Here is a 16,993-nt window from a genome sequence, read left to right on the forward strand (position 1 = left end):
CGCTACGCCAAGATCGGCTTTCCAAATGGCGCTGTTCGCATTGGGATAGAGACAGGTATGCGCCTCGCCACCGGACTGCCAGACGTCTCCTGTCGCATACAGTTCGGCTGCATCATCCAGACATCCCGGTTGCCGTTTGGTTACTGGAATTGGTGATGTAGCAGATGGTGCTGACAGCGCATCCAGTCGCAAGGGAAAGCCCGTTTTGTCCAGCAGCTTCACCGTGTCGTCCGGGCTTTGCAGGAGCCGGACGCCGCCAGCGAAAATGCCGGCGCTGGTCAGGCCGAAAGCTGGCTGGCTGCTCTGATCAGATGCGTAAGATCCGTCCGCGCCAACCTGCGCGACAAGGAAGCCATAACTGTCCGTCAGCGTGAAGGCATCGCTACCCTGGCCTGACATGAGACGGGCTGTCCCGGCACGGATTTCGCCCAGGGACGTGATCGTCTGGGCGACTGCGGCCCAGCCGGCGCGGGCGTAATACTGCCAGGCACCATTTGTGAACCAGGCGGCATCTCCGACGCTCCACTGGACATGCCCGGCCAGTGAAGTGCTTCCGGCATTGGAAACGAAGTAGAGATCCCCCTCGGTTCCAGTGCCGTCTGCAAGGGCAGGCTTGTTTGCCGCAGCGTCCCAGTATCCCTTGAAGTTTCCGACCGAGACACCGCTCTGCGATGCCGTCAGAAGAACCTTGGCAGCCGAGGCATCCGAAGCGACACCGGAGACAGCGTTCTGGGCTGAAGCGATGGTTGCCGCATAATCGCTGTCGATCTTGCTTGCCGTATCCGTCGCGTATTTCGCCGCAAACAGTGACATGATCTGTTCTGCAGGAAGCTGAAACAGAAGGGGGATGCCGTTGACGTTTCGAACCAGCATGAGAACGTCACCGCCTTCAAGGGTGGTGACTGGCTGCTTCGTGAGTTCTGTCATGTCGGATCCTTACGGCGTGATGTTCTGACCGCCGACCGTCACGTCTGACTGTTTGAATGTCAGGCTTTTCGGGTCGACTGCGGCACGGACTATCCGGAACGTGCCACCGCCGGCCTGCGGGTTGGCCTCGATGTCGAAGGTGGCCACGATCGAGGTATTCTTGCTGCCGGCATTGATGACCGGATTGCGCAGCGTCGCATTCAGGAAGGTCAGGACATAGCTGTTACCGTTCGAATCTTTCACCGTAATGGCAACCGGTCCCTGCGCACGTGCGGCCCAGAGTTCATACAGATCCCAGGTCTTGAAGAAGACCTGCATGGACCCGGAGGCCAGAAGCTGACCCGGGCGGATGCCACAGGCATCAGCATGTCCCATACCGTAATCAGACCCGGCCCCGTCGCGGTCAAGCGTAATCTGGACCTGCCTGACGCAGCCATCCGGTGCCTGGCCATTCACCGTCATGCCGACGAAGTTGTCGACCGTATCAAATACCAGGCCCGTGGGAGCATCGGTATAGGTCGTGGCCGGATCAGTATCGAGCAGATCCTCTTCTTTGCAGGAGAAGTCGAAGGCAACCGATGCAAAGCTGCCCTGGGCAAAGGTCAGCTGCGCCCGTGTGCAGTAGCTTCCCGGGCGGACCACCCACTTGGAATTCATCTTCTCGATGATGGTCCAGGTCTTGACCAGTGCGCTGTTCTGGACCGCATCGCCGTTCCAGTCTGCACCAAGGACTGCCGCGAACATGTCATCATAGGTGCCAAAGGACAGGGCACCGGAGAGCGTACCTGCGACCGCCGTCTGCGTCAGGACAGCCTGTGATGCTTCGATAGCCGCGTTGATCTCATCCGGACGCTGGGTTGTATCCGTCGGCTTGAAGTTCTCGCCCGTAAAACGGGTGTGCTGGTAGTTTCCCGTAGCCTGGACGCCATAGGTCGGCTCCAGGGCATAGGAAATCGCTGTATCGTTCGCCTGTGCGGCGGCCTGATAGCCTGCCGTAGCCCCTGTGAAAGGCATTTCTCACCCCATAAAAAAAGGCCACCCAAAGGCGGCCATGTCAGGAAATTCAGGAAGGATCAGGACGCCGGCAGGACGATGTCCTGGTAGCGGTAGTCCACCATCAGGGAGAAGCGGACCCAGTTGCCGGTCTGGTCGGCATCAGGCGGGTCGAAGCCCTGTTCGTCATAGAAAAGGCCGGCCGGCAGCGGCGCGACGGGGGCCCGAAATGCGACGGACAGAGCCTTGCGCTGCGTGATGGCATCGATCGCGCCCGTCCCGCGCCGCACCATCAGGTGCAGCCAGATCTGGCCGGTTTCTTCATCGACGATCTCGCCCACGCCAAGGCGTCCGGAGGAGGCGCTGGCAACCTCGAAGTTGACCCATGAGCCTGTGGTCTGATCGAGGTCCTGGGCAAGCGCATCCTTGACGTTCAGGCCAAGTGCTGTGGCGGCTGCCGTGGCACGATCAAAAGCATCCTGCCAGACGACGGGAGAGGTCATGTTCCACCTGCTGCAATGAGTTTCCAGCCGCAAAGCTCGCTGCCGTCATAGACGGGTGCGGCATCTGTCAGCGCGTATTGACGGCCCCCATCCGTCAGGATGTCCGCGTTGGCGGGTTGTCCGTATGCAGCGGCTGCCAGTTCATCGTTCAGGGTTTCCGCCACGAAAGGCATGACGGATACGCCTGATTCCAGTGCCGCCGTCGCAGGCGGCGCGGCATAGGCCATCAGCATGACCGGTTTGGTCCCGCTTGGCCGCGACAGTGTCATCAGCCGGCCTTTCTTGCGGATCTGCCGGCGACGGCGGTCTGTTCTGTAACCCATCAGGAAAACCCTGCCGACAAATAGCGAGACAGGAACGCTGCCGCGTTACCGGGGAGGCCGCCTGTGGTGGCGTCGGGCAACGACCAGGACGTGGAGCCCACGCCTTGTTCGCTTTCCGATTTCAGAAGCGGATCACGATCCTGCGCTGCGTAAAATGACCGTGCCGTCAGGAGGACAGCCTGTCGAATATCGGCAGGCAATGTGACAGGAAGCGGTTTTTCATCTGCGTCGGTCATTCCAGGGATGACCCATCCAGCACGATAAGACACGAGGTAACGCCCTGGTCCCCATAAGGAACCATCACCGTTCTCCGGATATAAGATTCCACTTGAGGACGAAAAGTCCCATCCGTCCGGAGGAGTCACAAGGGGCTGTCCATGTCTGACCACACTGGTGATCGAGAGAACAGGACGGACATCCAGAACAAATGAGGCCATTTGATCGCCCGGTCTTATGCGGATCAGATCTGTATAGTCAGCGGCCGTGATCTGTCGCCCGATATAGCTTTCAACAGCAGCAGATGCCGACAACAACATATCTATCAGGGCTTTGTCCTGGGATGTGTCACTGTCTGCAATCGACAACGCTGCCTTGAAATCAGGCAAAGCCACGAAGGGCAGCGGATCCGCTACCCCATTGGCCTGGAGTGTCGTCATGATCGTCTCCAGTCCTTGGATCAGCCGCCAGCCGGCGCCGCCGTCAGATCGGCAAAGCTGCCATTGATCAGGGCTTCCGGACGGTAGACCGCCAGCATGGCCCGCTCTTCAGCAAGGATCGTGACCATGTTCTTGACGAAGTTGTCCCGGTCTTCCGTGGAGATGGAGACCGTTGCGTCTTCGCGGTCGAAGATCTGCGCTGCCAGGCGGAACGCACCCGTCATGAACTTGCCCTGACCCATGGCAAGGCTTTCTGCCACCGGAAGCCCCCAGAGGACCGGACCGGTCAGTCCCAGCGGATTGGCGAAGACATAGCGCTGCTGCGCATCCTTCGTCAGCGTGATGCTGGCCCAGTCCGTCGGGTTGAGGATGTGTCCCGTTGCCGGGTATTCAGCGAGCGTCGTCTGGAGCATGGCCAGACGCAGACGGTCGATCATGGTCTCATTCTTGACCAGGACGCCGGCCGGCTGGGCATAAGGCACGGAAGAGGCCATCAGCCCCTTGATGCTGACACCGGTGCCGTCGCCGTTCAGGAGCGCATCATCTTCCTTGAAGGCCAGGCCATAACGCAGGCGGCCGTCGATGTAGCTCTGAAGCATCGGGGCATCTGCCAGGATCTGCTTTGAGGCCATGACGAAATGCGCGATCGTCCGAACCGGCAGCGTTTCCAGAGCGAACTGGATGTCAGACTGCGGCTTGGGATTGGCTGGGTTTTCCGCCACGAAATCCGCATTGTTCGTGAAGCCGGTTTCCTTCACATAATCGATGGATCCGGATCCCGTGTTGCCAGGCATCAGCAGGTCGCGGATGACCAGCGAGCGGATCGGCTGCTGGATGATCTGCGGCTGACGATCCGCCACGACGAGGCCGGTCGTGCCGGAAACACCGGTCGAGCTGGCAGACGTGATGTTCTTCACCTCGATCTGGACGGTTCCCTTCCAGTTGGAACCCCGCTCCATAGCGGCCTTGACTTCGTCAGACTGGACGAAACGCTGCCCGATCGAGAGGCTGGGCTGGCTCTCGTGACCACGGCCACGAGCAGCTTTCTGCTCCATCTCTGTCACACGCGCCGCCAGAGCATTCATTTCGGTCAGGGCCTTGTCCGCACTGGCCTTGGTCTCACGCGAGACATCGCCAAGATTTTTCAGCTCTGTCCGGGCCGTCTCGGCAAACGTCTTGACCTGGTCCGTCGCCGCCGTGAGATCCGCAACAGCCTGTTTGTATTCGTTTTCGGTGGGCATCCGTTTTTCCCATAAAAAAAGGCACCAGAAGGCGCCTTGCATTGCAGTGTGGTCAGTCGAGCCGGCTCAGAGGCCGGAGGCTCCGGTCAGATCCGGAAGCGTGAAGCCGGCCAGGGATGGAGATGACGTCCCCAGTCCCGAAAGCGTGTCCAGCACCCGACGGAAGTCATCCGAGAACGGGGCTTTCTTCGTCAGTGCCAGCGGAGCACCCGTCAGGGCCAAATGCGCTGCCTGAAGATGCTCAAGCATGGCGTCGCATTCTTCCTGCGTCGGCGGATGGCCGCCTTTCAGCGCCGCCTGGTGCAGGGCGATGGCAGACGCGATCGCATCGGTGGCCTTTTCAGGCGTCAGGGCGGTTTTCAGCCCCAAAGCTCCGAGGCGGCGTTTCATGTCCGTGACACGCGAGGCAGCGTTGGAAGGATCATCCACCAGGCTGACCTCATGGAGGTTCACCCGGTTGATCTGACGCTGCGCCCCGCTGCCCTGGACAGCCTTTACAGCGCCGCCTGTCGGGACATTGAAACCGATTGACAGACCGCCGAGCGCGCCGTCCTTAACTAGGCCATACAGCCGCTTGCCATAATCGGTATCCATGCCGGACAGCCGCCCTTTCAGGTGCAGCCCCTTGCTGTCTTCCGAGGCATCGGTCCACACGCCGGCAGGAAGACCGTCTCCACCGTAAAACCCGTGCATGACGTGCATTGCGATGTTTCGGCCCTGTGCCTTGCGCTCGGCCAGCGTGTCCGCAAACGCTCCAGGCATGACGATATCGCCATGTGAGTCCACGTTCCCGAAGACGCTACCGTACCCCTCGAAGGTTCCAGGCGCTCCGTTATCGGCGAATTTCACCTCAAAAGGGGCAGCGAGGAAATCACCGTCAAACATCTGGATCTCCTGTTGTGCCGGACGAAGCCGGATCTGGTGAAGGCTGACCACCCGGAACGGGCTTCAGCGTAGGCTGCACAGCTGACTTTCCGACATCCGACAGCGGGATCATCTGCGCCTGGACAGTCAGCATGTCGCCGCCCTGCATCGGTGCCATTTCTTCCTTCTCCCGGACTTCATTAGCTGTGAACCAGCCATTCTGCCGACCCGCGATATAGAAGGCTGTTCGCGCCGCCGTATCGGCTCGCAGCAGGGCGTCGACATTGTGCTTGGCGAAATAGCTCAGACGATCCACAGGGCTGAGCAGGCAGCGTGAAATGGCCTGTTCGATCCGAACCAGCCAGGGCATCAGTCCGTATTGCAGGAACCAGAGGTTCATCTGTTCCAGCCCGGTGCCCCAGGCGGTGGATTTCTCCATGCTGCCGATCATGACGGGCTGAACACCGAACCACCGGCAGATGGTCTGCACATTGAAAGCGCGGCTCTGGAGCAGCTGCGCTGCCTCCGGGTTCAGACCGATGCTTTCAACTGACCATCCGCCTTCAAGAAGCGGCGTTTTCCCCGCATTGATCGCACCCGCGTAGTCCTGAAGGGAGGCTTTCGCCAGCTTGCGCTGATCATCCGTCAGGTAGGTCGGAGCCTTGATGTAATTCTGGGTCTGAAGACCATGCCGGAAGGTCTTTCCGGCCGTTTCTTCCGCTGCCATGGCTGTGCCGAGACTCTGCCGGCCGACCGTAATGGGCGAAAGCCCCATCAGGCCGTCGAATGAGACACCCTTGATATGGAAAATCTCGTCTTCGGACAGTGTCAGGATCTGCTGCTGCCAAGCGTAGGTGTAAATCAGAGCGCCCGTGTTCGGATCCCGCCGCACTGTCATGCGATCGGGCCGCAGTGGATTGAGGGCAATCACTGATCCATCCGGACGTCTCACAACCTGGGCAAAAGCATTCCCCCAGGCCAGTAGGCAGGCGACCATACAGCCCCAGAACTCGACCCCTGTCATGTCCGCGTTCGGCTTGTCATACAGGATCGAAAACAGGGGATGTGAGCGCGCGACGTTGGACGTGTTCTCTGTCTCCCGCTGGTAGAGCTTCAACGGTAGCGAGGCGATGGTCTCCGACAGAAGCCGGATGCAGGCCCAGACCGTGTCCAGCTGGATGGCCGTGTCGACCGTGACCAGTTGTCCGGAATGCGTCGGGCCACCTGCCATGAATGCCCCGAGACGCAGATCCGTCAGGCTGACCCCCGTGATGGACACGGCCATCGCATTGGCTGCCTTGAATAGCAGTCCAGTGAGGGCTTTTGGCATTTTCATGCGCTAATCATTCCCCCTTTCAGGAAGTCATCGACACGCCCGCTCTTTGGCGGGCTTGGGTTTTTGGACATGCAGGCCACGGCATCGAACAGCGCCATCAGGGGATCGATCTTCTTTCCGCCTGCCAGCTGCTTGGTGATCTCGATGTTGTTGCCTTTGGCCTGGGCTTTCGCATTGCCAACGGCCCAGGCCATGATCGGCCGGCCGCCATGGTGGAAAGACCCGTCCGCCAGCTTGCGCTCGAGGGTCTTGATCGGTCCGGTGAGCTTCCAGCCCTGGCTGACGCCGACGATCTGGCTTTCCTCAATCCCCTGCCGGCGCAGCTCGAAGACAATTTCCGCTACACCGGCCGGATCGAGGCCGATCAGGGCCAGCTTGCCCGACCGATTGAGATCCGCGGCGATTTCGCCCAGCTCGATGATGTCGTCCTGCATGACCTCGACCAGCACGAGATCCTGCTGTTTCTCGAAATCGAGATAGCGGGGCGCTTCCTCCTTTCGGGTCTTCAGGACGTCGCGGAATACCCAGCTGCGCTGCCAGTGCAGCCAGTCATCCGTTTCAGTATCGCAGCCCAGAACGGCCATGGACAGAAAGTCGTCCAGGCCACCGCCATCGATGCCGACGACCAGGACACTGGAGCTGCTGACCACGTCTTCCAGAGTGAGATTGGGGTCTCCTCGCTGCTCCCAGTATTTCGCGCCTGCCCAGGCCTTCTCTCGCAGGGAGAGCCCGACCTGGACGTTGAGGTGCTTGGCCATCCAGACGCGGAGCGGGCCTTCGCCAGCTTCCTTCTGCTGGTCATACTGGCTGATCAGGAACTCGGTCCCGACCGATAGGCCAAGGTTCGGGTTGGTGACGTACCAGTAGTCCGGATCCTTGTGTTTCTCGGCCTCGATCAGCGCGGCCGGAAACTCATAGATGACCGGGAAGAACTTCTTGTTCTGGATTTTCCCGTCCCGGACGGAGCGGGCATATTCCAGCTTCGATTTGAAAACGCCGGCCGGTTCTTCTTCGGACTGGGTGGTCAGATAGATCACGAAACCTTCAGGGCGCGACGAAATGCCGCCCATGGCTTCCATGAGCATGTTCTCGCCTGTCGGCTTCTTGCCAAACTCCCAGAGCTCATCGACGAGAATGCCGGTCGCCTTCTTGCCGACCACCGACTGGCCGTCAGCGGCCACGACTTTGAGCGTCGCTCCGGTCTGCCTGTGGGTGATGATGCGGTTGTACTGCTGGACGTGGAAGATCGCGTCCAGATCCGGGTCATTCAGGACCATGTCCCGCGCTGGTTTGAAGGCGTTGTCGGCCGCTTCCTTGGTCGGTGCCAGGATCAGAAATTCAGCCGATCGACGCCAGTTCAGCACCAGCTGGGTCAGCATGACGCCGGCTGCGATGGTCGATTTGGTGTTCTTCTTGCTGACCAGCAGGAAAAACTCGTTGATGTGCCGGACGCCGGTGTCCGGATCGTAGGACCCGAAGAAAGAGGCCGCAAAGTCCTTCAGCCAGGGCCGGCAGGACTCACCGATTGTCGGCTCGCCCATCACGTCAACGAGCTTCAGGGCATTGAAGACATCCATGCCCTGCTTGGCTGCCTCAGGAAAAAGCGGCGGGCAGGGGATCAGGCTTTCACCGGCAACAATTCGCTTTTCCCAGGACGGGCAGGCTGTCGACCAAGTGAGCGTGGCAACGGCAGCGCCAATGGCAGCGGCCTGCTTGACTGCTTTTCTGACCCCGGTCCGTTTTAGCGTAGTTTTTCGTGCCCGTGAGCTCGCTTTAACCGTCCCGTCGCTTACCATTGTTCACCACCAGCTTGGGTTGATGCATGGGGGCGAAACGGCCGGAGGATGCCGTTTCTGCCGCATCCTTCATCTGCTCTTTCTTGCCTTTTTTGCTGGCACCTTTGCCGCCCAGGAGTGCGACGGTCTGCGCGATCGTCTTGAGTGAATTGGCCCGGATTGGATGGCTGATGGCTTTCTGCATTGCCTCACGCCGGCGCGGGTTTTCATCGTCCATCGTCTCGATTTCTATGGCTTCGGAGAGCTCACCATGGTGCGCTGTGATCTGCTCCAGTTCGTCGGTCATCCGTTCTGCCAGGCAGAGCAGACGTCCCTCGATGTCATCCGGAATGGCTTCCGCGACGATCGGGGAGGGGCGTTTTTGCGCAGGCTTCCCGGAGTGCGCACCGGTGCGCACTCTTGGAGCGCGAGTACGCACCTTTTGCGCACCTGTTTTCTCCCATCCTTCGGACGCGATGCGCTTGCGCAGGGTGCTTTCGGCAATCCCGAACTGCTTGGCAATCTGGCGGTTTGACAGCGTTCCAGCGCAGTACGCGCTGGCAATCTCCTCCCAGTTTGCGGGCGGTTTCTTCGACATTCTGGACCGTCCTGCGCAGGATGGTGCGCACCTCATTTCGTTATTTCAGGAAAATTTTTCACGCGTGGAACTGGCGCGGTTACACCCCTGGGGTCGGGCCGAAGATTTGACCCGCCCCCCCTCAATCCGGACCGTTTCGGTCGCCTTTTGGGTCGAAAACGAGAAAAAATGGCTGTTTTCCGCCGTTTTTCACCAGTTTTTCGCGGCGCGCTGCGCTTTTGCCCGCGCCGTCTTGGCCGTGTGGCACGAGCCGCAGAGCAGCTGGACGTTCGCCGGATCGAGCTTGGCGCCACCATCCTTCAGTTCGACGATGTGATCGCCGAAGATCCGGCAGCCAGACCGGCCGCAGCGTTCGCAGACGCGTCCACGCTGCTTCAGGATGGTGCCCATCAGGGCGCGCCATTCCTTCGAGACATAGAACGCGTCCGCACGCTTGGGTGGTTCGCGGGCAATGCTGGTGTCCAGCACTGTCAGCCCGCTGTTGATGCAACGTAGCAGTGCCATGACACCCTTTCATTGTGATGAGAGCGAGCCGCTCCGCAACGCAATGCGAAGGTGCTGCTTGGTTATGAAGGCGAGTTCATATTTCGGCTCAGAGACTGTGCCTGTTGATCCTGAATGTAGCTGAAGTAACCACCCGCCGTGATGCAGGCACACAAGGTGGCAACACCGATGAAGATCATCCAGCCACGATTTGACCGACCTGAAGCCAGTCCGATCTGAAGAACCTCAATACCTTTGATGAAAAGGTAAAAGGAGAGCAGATACGTCAGTATCTGAAGCATTCCAGCCATGTGTTTCTATCCGTCTGGTCAGATCACATCGGGCGGGAAAGTGTGATGTTGGTGTTGTTGCACTGGGACGCTTCAACCGTGTTGATGTTGCGATCCAGCTTGACCATGCATTTCTCGACGTTCAGGCCACCGCGTCCATCGCTGCTGATGTTGGTGACGAAAGGACCAGCCTGACTGGTGCAGGCTGATACTGCAAATGCAAGGAACAGCGCGGGGACAATGGCTTTGAACTTCATGAAATTGCTCTTCAATAGAATCTTATCGTGACGGTTTGTCACAGAAGATTTCTATTCGCTGTCTGCTTTGAGCGCAATCTGAATGAGGCGGCGGACGGCTTCGGCCTTCGTCACCTTATGTATCTTGGCATAGTGTTGGATCGCTTCACGCTGTTCTTCAGGAAAACGAATTCCCCACATTGGGTCTGTGCCTGTGGCAGGTCTCCCACGTTTTTTACGATTATCGTTTATTGACTCTGTCATGAATAACGATTATCAAGAAAGCAGGCCGGAAGGAAGAGGCAACTTCCAACCGGCCCTAACCCAGAACAAGGGACTACCCCCATGTCAAAGGCTATCCAAGTCTCTACCACATCCCGGCGCGCGATGCTCGCCGGACTTGCCACGCTGTCCATGACAGGTGCAGTTCAAGCAATGGAACGTCCAGACGTACAGCTTATCAGTCTGTGCGATGAGTTCATTGCTGTTCGCTCTCAACTCGATACCCGATCACAGTATCCTATCGGATCTCAGGCATATCTGGCCGAACTGGAAAAAGAAGAAAGCCTCTGCTGGCTTGAAATTGATCTGCTTGGTCGTATCAGCCAGATATCCGCGCAAACGATCTTCGGCATTAAGGCCAAGGCTCAAGTCGTCCAGATCTACCTGCCGAATCACATTGCAGACTGCGAAGTGGAAACAGAACAGCCAGAGGTACAGGTCGTGTTCAGTCTGCTTCAGGACATTGCCACGTTTGCAACGGAGGCACGGGCATGACGGATCTGGTTCCCTTCAGCTTCGAAAGCCATGACGTTCGGGTAGTCATGCGTGATGGCCAGCCGTGGTGGGTGCTGGCCGATGTCTGCAATGTGCTCGGCATCTCCAAAAACCGCGATGCAGCAACCCGTCTTGATGATGACGAAAGGATGCCGGTAGTAGTGGACACCCTTGGTGGTCCGCAGGAAACAGTCGCTATCAACGAAAGCGGTCTCTACAGCCTGATCTTCACGAGCCGAAAGGCAGCGGCCAAGCGCTTCAAGAAGTGGGTCACGTCCGAGGTTCTGCCGCAGATCCGCCGGACGGGCGGCTATCGGGCCGATCAGGTCTCCTATGCTCCACCACCGTGGACATTGGAAAACTGGCGGGAGCGTCTGGCGACGGTGCAGGAAACGCGCAAGATCTTTGGCGAACCCGATGCCCTGTGGATGTGGGAGCAGATGGGCTTTCCGGAACCGCCGCAATGGGGCGCTGAAATCGAGCACATCCAGCGCATGACCGAGGGTATGACGCGGGAACAGGCCATTGCCAACCACTTCCGTCCTCAGCCGATCCAAGCCCCGCCTGACGTTGTGCAGGAACGTGTCACCATCACCCGAAGCGTGAAAAAGCGCCGTTAACTGCGAAAGGCCGGACACTGTTCCGGCCTTTTTTATGCCTTGGCGATGTCCAAGGGAACCTGAACGAACGCGCTGTCCGGCGATGCGCGTTCGTGAAACCGGATGTAGCTGCGCGATGCGTTCACCTTCACCGCGTCGGTGATGGCCTGCATGGCGCGCTGCCACTCTTCATCGTCGATCGAAAGCCGGCGCAGTCCAAGGATCTTGGACACGTTCAGCTTTCCTTCCTTGCCGACGTCAAAAGCATCGGTGACGACGGCGCGGATGTTGGCGTTGCCGCCTTCTGTCCAGCGCGTCAGGCAGCTGTCCACCAGTTCCTTGGCGATCTGGAGCTCAGGGCCGAACGTGATGGTGTCGCTGATGGCGATGGTCACGCGCTCGCAGCCGTCATAGGTCGACAGCGTCAGATTGCCCTTGGCACCACCTTTCTTGGCTCCATACTGATCAGCCAGAAGGTCGAGAAAGGCGCGAATGTCGCTGTCCGCATCCTCACGAAACTGGCGCATGCCTTCACGGATGGCGCGGGCGCGCTCGAACAGCTTGCGCACCAGCTCGTCCTGGAGCAGGTCCTCCGGCTTTACGTTCGCTCGTGGCACCAGACGGCCAGCGGAATCCTTCATGTAATCGTCGGGGTTGTGGCTCATGCCTGTTCTCGCTTGCGATCGGCCTCGATTGCGCGGGCGCGGCGCGCTTCAGCTGCTGCCCAGATCTTCATTCCCGGCATCCGCGCATGCTGTGCCGTGCGCTCGTAACGCTCGGCCACGCGCGTCCAGAAATCGACATGCTCCGCCTGGATCTCTTCAGGCGTTTCGGGTCGGCGTCGGTATCGAGTGCTCATTTTGCTCTCCAATAATGGCCGACGCCGCCTTTTCGTGAGGCGTCAGTCTTTCAGGTAATTGCCGCCACCGTCGCCTTCGCGGACGTGGGCGTAGCGTGTCGTGGTCTTCAGGTCGGAATGTCCCAAAGTCTGCTGGACGACATGCGCGGGCGCGCCATTGTCCAGGGCGTGTGATGCGTGGGCGTGCCGGAACCAGTGCGCCGAGGCATCTGGCAATCCGGCACGCTTCGCCGCCCGCTTCACGAGGCGATGTGCAGCTCTCAAGTGAAGCGGGCTCCCATCGTGGCCGGGGACAACGGGCGTCTCAGGACGCCAGTCGTCAGCTCTCACAGCCACGATCTCTTTCCACAGCTTTGCGGGAACAAGCACATGTCGTGTCTTGCCCCCTTTGCCGAACACAGAGGCAACGCCTCCCTGCTGACGCCGTGTCATGTCTCGCCAGGTCAGGCTGCACATCTCCGAGATGCGCAGACCCATGAAATACAAAACGCGAAGGGCGACCCGCTTTCGCGGGCATTCCTCCATGTCGATGACGCGCCGCACATCCTCTTCGGTTAGGATGCGCTCACTGAGACGATCTCGCCCACGATCGAGGCGAAGCGCTGCGCCGACGTCCACATCCAGAAAACCAACGCGGACCCCGAAGGCCAGAGCCGATTTGACGGAGGCCAGCTTTCGGCGGCGCGTGGCGTCTGATCCCTTGAGGCTGTCAAACCAGCCTTGCAGGTCATCCAGCACGACATCCGCAAGCGGCTTGTCAGCCCACTGGCGAAAGGCATCCACGTCCGCACGATAGGCACGCGTCGTGTTCGCGGAGCGGTTGTGAAGCCACATATTCACGAGGCGATCGTCATCAGAGATACGGGGCCTTTTCGCGGCCGTTGCTGGTGCCATTGGCCCAGTTCTCCGACAAGTCGTTGAATAATAAGGATTTCCGATCCTGCGGAGACCCTGAAAAACCGTCAGATAACAGGTATTATCGGACGGGTTCTGACCCCTTCCAGCGGGTTATCTGACAGTCTGCCCTTATGGGCTTGTCAGATAACTCCGGGTTATCGCGCCGCTTTTCGCGCCTGTCAGTCGGATGGCGAACCACCCTTCTTGCGCCCTCGGTCACCCAGCTTGGGACCGCGCCCCAGGACGGATTGATACAATCCTGGCTTGCCGGCCTCGATCGCCTGGGCGTCGAGATCCTTCACCAAACTGTCGACAATTTTTCGCATGGACGCGGCGCTGGCCTGCATGAGGCGACTATCCCACCCGTTGCGATGCCAGCGATGGTCTGTGCAACGGACGACAGTTGTGCCCGAAAGCTGAAGCGATTTTTCGCGGCGGCTGTCCCATAGCGAGACGTCAGCGCGGTGAATGAATGTGCGGTTGAAGATGACGGGCACGCAAAGTGCCCGTTTCCCCTCGACCGCAAGCACAAGGAAGTGCTGCGCGCCGCGACGGCACACGTCGCCTGCGCTCGCAGGTGCGAGTGTCCGCATTTCTGATTCGCTTTTGGCAGGGAGGCGAAAACGCCAATAAAAAAGGCGTGGACCTTCAATGGTCACACGCCTTCGTAGAGCCTAGATGTTTACTGTCCGTTCCTGTTCCAGGTCAACAGGTTTTAACTGATTAGCTTTCCTTCGTAGTAATCAGTCAGCTGCTCGAGAAGCAATTCGACTGCTCCCGCCATGCCATGACGATCCTTCCCGTAAATCTCTGCGATCTTCGAGATGGATAGTCCGTCCAGCACCAGGAGAACAAGCAAGTCGGCTGCATACCTTCCCAAGGTCCGCCGCACGCCTTCACAGCGTGCCACCGCTGCCGATCGCGCCAGAAGCATGTCTTCCAGCGTTCCCTGCCCATTTGAACGCCGCTCTGGGTCCGATGCGCCCATGACGCCGGTTTCAAAGTCCCGCGCCCATTGTTCAGCGACGTTAACATGGGACTGCTTAATCTTCCCGCTGCGGAGAAGGCTATACAGCCCAACACCACGCCGGATTACCGCGATTTTTCTGTTTTTCCCTAAGTTCAGTTCAGTAAAGGTGAAACGGTTATTCCAAGCCCCGACAAGCGGGACAATGTCTTCTCTAACTTCTTGAGTCGCCTCAGAGGCAATAGTCATTTGCATTCCACGTCATGTGGGGTTGCGCTTACAAAATCGGCCGTTGTCGTCCCGGTTCGATGTGAACCGCGCTAGACGGGCCTGGAGCGTGACAATCTCCAGGGCTTGGTTCGCCACTGTCTTCTCCATGGTGGCGGCGCGCTGTCGCGCCTGGTCGCGTTCGAGGCAGACAGTGTCGAATTCAGAATATGTGAGGCGGGCAAGGGCGCGACGGAAAATCATGCGTCAGATCCAGCCAACAGCAGGCGCACCAGTGTGGCCATGCTCGAAAACAAACCAGGCGAACGCGACCGTGCCATTCTTGGCCTTCACGCCAGATCCTCCAGGCGGCATCGACATGCGCCGACTGGACACCCAGACGCGGGCCAAGGGCACGGTCTTGAACCATTCGCCACGCGCAACGCCCTCCAGGAAGGCAAGCCGGAGCAATACAGCCACCCGGTCAGTGGTCTGCCTCAATGCTTCCTCGACGAATGTCTGGGCAACGCCATAGGGCGGATTGCTGACAATGCTTGCCGGCGCAACAATGGAAAGCACGGCTTGGAAATCAGCCACGACGTACTTGCCGCCAGCACGGTCCACACGATCTGACCCGATGGCTTTGATGCCATGTGCCTCGAGACGATCCGGAATGTTCCCGCCGCCGCAACATGGATCTGACACAAGCCCGTCAAACGGCCTTTCGGCCTGAAGCAGTGCATCCACTGCCCAGGCCGGCTCGATATACCAGTCATCCGCGTGCCGTTCGTACCCCGAAGCCCTCATGCTGCCTGCTCCTGCGGGCGGTACCAGTCCAGGTAAGCAGAGCGTTCGTATGGGCAGTCTGGCAGACCATGAGCCTGCGCCAGATCTGGCCATGCTCGCTGTACGGCAGAGAAGTCCCGTTTTTCGCGGAATGCCTCGTTCCAGATCCCCTGCGCCCTGGTAAACGCTGCCACCGCCCGTTCTTCCCAGTCTTCCAATGAAACGGGCTCTGGTTCCGGAGCAGTTGACACTCCGGCCTGATGATCAGCCCAGAACCGCTCGATGGGTTTACAGAAAGCCCCCATCCTGTTGGCAGTATCGCCATTCAGGGCCATTTTCTCTGCATGCTGCTTCACAGCTTCGACCAGAACGTCGGCTGGAACACCCTGCCGAAGGAAACGGCCGCAGATGCTCTTGGCGAACCCGGCCTGACCGTCTGGCAAGCGCCCAATCTTGAGGACGCGGGCAACTGTCTGGGAGATCAGGCTCTCTGCGATTTCCAGAACTGGTTTGTCGGTTTTGGTTTCTGCCGGTTTCGTAGATTTAGAATTTAGAAGGGATATATCTTTCTCTGATTCTAGATCTACGGAAACCTCAAAACCGGTTTCAAAACCTAAATCGCCGGAAACCAAAACCGTTTCCAAAAACTGGTTTTGGTTTTTGGTTTCGGAATTCCGTCCACCAGGCATGGACGTCAGCAGACGCATTTCCCGCTGTTGGGTGGCCTCATGTTCATCACGCTCCCGACGCTCCCGTGCCTGCTCTTTCGTCTCGCCTTTGCGGGGCCGTCCGCCCTTGAACGCGTTGGCGCGGGACGTCATAGCCTTCACACTGGCACCAGGAGCGAATTCTCCGGCCTCCTGACGCGCTTTGAACTCTTCCAGCCTGCGAGGCTGCGCCGCACGAGCCGCAGCACGTTCTGCACGCCGGATCTGCCGCTCCACTAGGTGGGGGCTATACAGCGCACCATCCTCGTCACGAAGCATGAAGCGTGTCAGCTCGAGTTCCGGCAGCACACGACGCATCACCTCGACGTTCTCGCACGCCAGCTGCGCCACTTGGGCATCATCCAGCGCCCGGCCACCAACGCGGAACACCACGTCACGGGCAGATTTCAGTGCGTCCATCAGCGAGTGAAACACACCGCGCTGTTCAGCTGGCAGAACCTTCAGAAAGGCCATGGCGGGAATGTCATCACGATCGAACGTGGAAGGGACCTGGAACGTCATGGTGTCCCTCCCGTCTTGATACGGGCACGAACGGCGCGGAGACCGTGGCTCACGGCCGTCTGGAGTTTGCAGAGATCCGCTTCCAGCTCGATGGCCTCACCGTCATCGATGACACCATCCGCCATGATGCGCATGGTAGTCGCCATGGTATCGCCAGACCGCCGCGCGACGGCCTCCATGCTTTCAGGAATATGTCCTTCACCGACATGGATCGGCACCAGGACATAACCGAGATGCTGGGCCATGACCGTTAGGATCAGCGGCTCTTGGGCGAACTCGTCCAAGGCAACGGCAACATCGACAGGAATGACCGAAGGGCTATGCCGCTTCTGATATTCCGAGATCCGGGCGCGGCTGACGCGGGACGCCTCGGCCGCAGGATCCACACCACCAATGGCTTTGACGGCCATCTGTGTCGCTGTCTTGAGACGGGAAAGCAGCGTCATG

24 protein-coding genes are annotated in these 16,993 nt (G+C 59.2%); 2 read left to right on the forward strand and 22 right to left on the reverse strand.

All coding sequences use genetic code 11. From position 1 onward, the window contains the following. From HKD24_RS00005 to HKD24_RS00065, 13 genes are all read right to left on the reverse strand, one after another. Positions 1-927: hypothetical protein (locus HKD24_RS00005; protein ID WP_194258454.1), on the reverse strand; the 927-nt coding region annotated here is incomplete at its 3' end. Positions 928-936: 9 nt separating this feature from the next. Further along, entirely contained in the window at positions 937-1,941 is a 1,005-nt protein-coding gene (locus tag HKD24_RS00010) for a phage tail tube protein (protein ID WP_194258455.1), read from the reverse strand. 59 nt (positions 1,942-2,000) lie between these two features. Next, complete coding sequence (locus HKD24_RS00015) at positions 2,001-2,423, reverse strand: hypothetical protein (RefSeq protein WP_194258456.1); 423 nt, start codon at positions 2,421-2,423, stop codon at positions 2,001-2,003. Continuing rightward, positions 2,420-2,746, reverse strand: coding sequence for a hypothetical protein (locus HKD24_RS00020; RefSeq protein WP_194258457.1), 327 nt, complete (start codon positions 2,744-2,746; stop codon positions 2,420-2,422). Before HKD24_RS00020 ends, HKD24_RS00015 begins: the two co-directional genes overlap by 4 nt. After that, positions 2,746-3,402, reverse strand: a complete 657-nt coding sequence (locus HKD24_RS00025) for a phage gp6-like head-tail connector protein (protein WP_194258458.1) — start codon at positions 3,400-3,402, stop codon at positions 2,746-2,748. The genes HKD24_RS00020 and HKD24_RS00025 overlap by 1 nt, the downstream gene beginning before the upstream one ends. A 20-nt stretch (positions 3,403-3,422) precedes the next feature. Further along, positions 3,423-4,643, reverse strand: coding sequence for a phage major capsid protein (locus HKD24_RS00030; protein ID WP_194258459.1), 1,221 nt, complete (start codon positions 4,641-4,643; stop codon positions 3,423-3,425). A gap of 66 nt (positions 4,644-4,709) precedes the next feature. Then, positions 4,710-5,528, reverse strand: a complete 819-nt coding sequence (locus tag HKD24_RS00035; protein ID WP_194258460.1) for an HK97 family phage prohead protease — start codon at positions 5,526-5,528, stop codon at positions 4,710-4,712. Then, the gene (locus tag HKD24_RS00040) at positions 5,521-6,843 is read right to left on the reverse strand and encodes a phage portal protein (RefSeq protein WP_194258461.1); all 1,323 of its coding nucleotides are present in this window, start codon (positions 6,841-6,843) and stop codon (positions 5,521-5,523) included. Before HKD24_RS00040 ends, HKD24_RS00035 begins: the two co-directional genes overlap by 8 nt. Next, the gene (locus tag HKD24_RS00045) at positions 6,840-8,420 is read right to left on the reverse strand and encodes a terminase large subunit (RefSeq protein WP_228124061.1); all 1,581 of its coding nucleotides are present in this window, start codon (positions 8,418-8,420) and stop codon (positions 6,840-6,842) included. Before HKD24_RS00045 ends, HKD24_RS00040 begins: the two co-directional genes overlap by 4 nt. Before the next feature lie 196 nt (positions 8,421-8,616). Continuing rightward, positions 8,617-9,216, reverse strand: coding sequence for a terminase (locus tag HKD24_RS00050; protein WP_194258463.1), 600 nt, complete (start codon positions 9,214-9,216; stop codon positions 8,617-8,619). Positions 9,217-9,405: 189 nt separating this feature from the next. After that, entirely contained in the window at positions 9,406-9,720 is a 315-nt protein-coding gene (locus tag HKD24_RS00055) for an HNH endonuclease (protein ID WP_194258464.1), read from the reverse strand. A gap of 62 nt (positions 9,721-9,782) precedes the next feature. Continuing rightward, the gene (locus tag HKD24_RS00060) at positions 9,783-10,010 is read right to left on the reverse strand and encodes a hypothetical protein (RefSeq protein WP_194258465.1); all 228 of its coding nucleotides are present in this window, start codon (positions 10,008-10,010) and stop codon (positions 9,783-9,785) included. Positions 10,011-10,033: 23 nt separating this feature from the next. Next, complete coding sequence (locus HKD24_RS00065; protein ID WP_194258466.1) at positions 10,034-10,246, reverse strand: hypothetical protein; 213 nt, start codon at positions 10,244-10,246, stop codon at positions 10,034-10,036. Positions 10,247-10,570: 324 nt separating this feature from the next. Between HKD24_RS00065 and HKD24_RS00070 the strand changes: the two genes are divergently transcribed. Together HKD24_RS00070 and HKD24_RS00075 are read left to right on the forward strand one after the other, a co-directional pair. Continuing rightward, positions 10,571-11,002 (forward strand): hypothetical protein, encoded by a 432-nt coding sequence (locus tag HKD24_RS00070; protein WP_194258467.1) that lies wholly within the window; start codon positions 10,571-10,573, stop codon positions 11,000-11,002. Continuing rightward, on the forward strand, positions 10,999-11,622 hold the full coding sequence (locus HKD24_RS00075) for a BRO-N domain-containing protein (protein ID WP_194258468.1): 624 nt from the start codon (positions 10,999-11,001) through the stop codon (positions 11,620-11,622). The genes HKD24_RS00070 and HKD24_RS00075 overlap by 4 nt, the downstream gene beginning before the upstream one ends. 32 nt (positions 11,623-11,654) lie before the next feature. Here the strand turns inward: HKD24_RS00075 and HKD24_RS00080 are convergent, their stop codons facing one another. The 9 genes from HKD24_RS00080 to HKD24_RS00120 form a co-directional block, all read right to left on the reverse strand. Next, the gene (locus HKD24_RS00080) at positions 11,655-12,266 is read right to left on the reverse strand and encodes a DUF3164 family protein (RefSeq protein WP_194258469.1); all 612 of its coding nucleotides are present in this window, start codon (positions 12,264-12,266) and stop codon (positions 11,655-11,657) included. Next, entirely contained in the window at positions 12,263-12,460 is a 198-nt protein-coding gene (locus HKD24_RS00085) for a hypothetical protein (RefSeq protein ID WP_194258470.1), read from the reverse strand. The genes HKD24_RS00080 and HKD24_RS00085 overlap by 4 nt, the downstream gene beginning before the upstream one ends. Positions 12,461-12,502: 42 nt before the next feature. Next, complete coding sequence (locus tag HKD24_RS00090) at positions 12,503-13,354, reverse strand: tyrosine-type recombinase/integrase (protein ID WP_194258471.1); 852 nt, start codon at positions 13,352-13,354, stop codon at positions 12,503-12,505. 182 nt (positions 13,355-13,536) lie between these two features. Continuing rightward, complete coding sequence (locus tag HKD24_RS00095; protein ID WP_228124062.1) at positions 13,537-13,950, reverse strand: hypothetical protein; 414 nt, start codon at positions 13,948-13,950, stop codon at positions 13,537-13,539. A gap of 122 nt (positions 13,951-14,072) precedes the next feature. Beyond that, on the reverse strand, positions 14,073-14,573 hold the full coding sequence (locus tag HKD24_RS00100) for a hypothetical protein (protein WP_194258473.1): 501 nt from the start codon (positions 14,571-14,573) through the stop codon (positions 14,073-14,075). Between the two features lie 12 nt (positions 14,574-14,585). Further along, a complete protein-coding gene (locus HKD24_RS00105; RefSeq protein ID WP_194258474.1) occupies positions 14,586-14,795 on the reverse strand; it encodes a hypothetical protein in 210 nt (69 codons plus the stop codon). Between the two features lie 3 nt (positions 14,796-14,798). After that, positions 14,799-15,338, reverse strand: coding sequence for a TRM11 family methyltransferase (locus HKD24_RS00110; protein ID WP_194258475.1), 540 nt, complete (start codon positions 15,336-15,338; stop codon positions 14,799-14,801). After that, on the reverse strand, positions 15,335-16,546 hold the full coding sequence (locus HKD24_RS00115; protein WP_194258476.1) for a hypothetical protein: 1,212 nt from the start codon (positions 16,544-16,546) through the stop codon (positions 15,335-15,337). The genes HKD24_RS00110 and HKD24_RS00115 overlap by 4 nt, the downstream gene beginning before the upstream one ends. Further along, on the reverse strand, positions 16,543-16,992 hold the full coding sequence (locus HKD24_RS00120) for a phage regulatory CII family protein (protein ID WP_194258477.1): 450 nt from the start codon (positions 16,990-16,992) through the stop codon (positions 16,543-16,545). Before HKD24_RS00120 ends, HKD24_RS00115 begins: the two co-directional genes overlap by 4 nt. Position 16,993: the final 1 nt, after the last annotated feature.

This window comes from Gluconobacter vitians, assembly GCF_015244565.1.
Taxonomy (GTDB): Bacteria; Pseudomonadota; Alphaproteobacteria; order Acetobacterales; family Acetobacteraceae; genus Gluconobacter; species Gluconobacter vitians.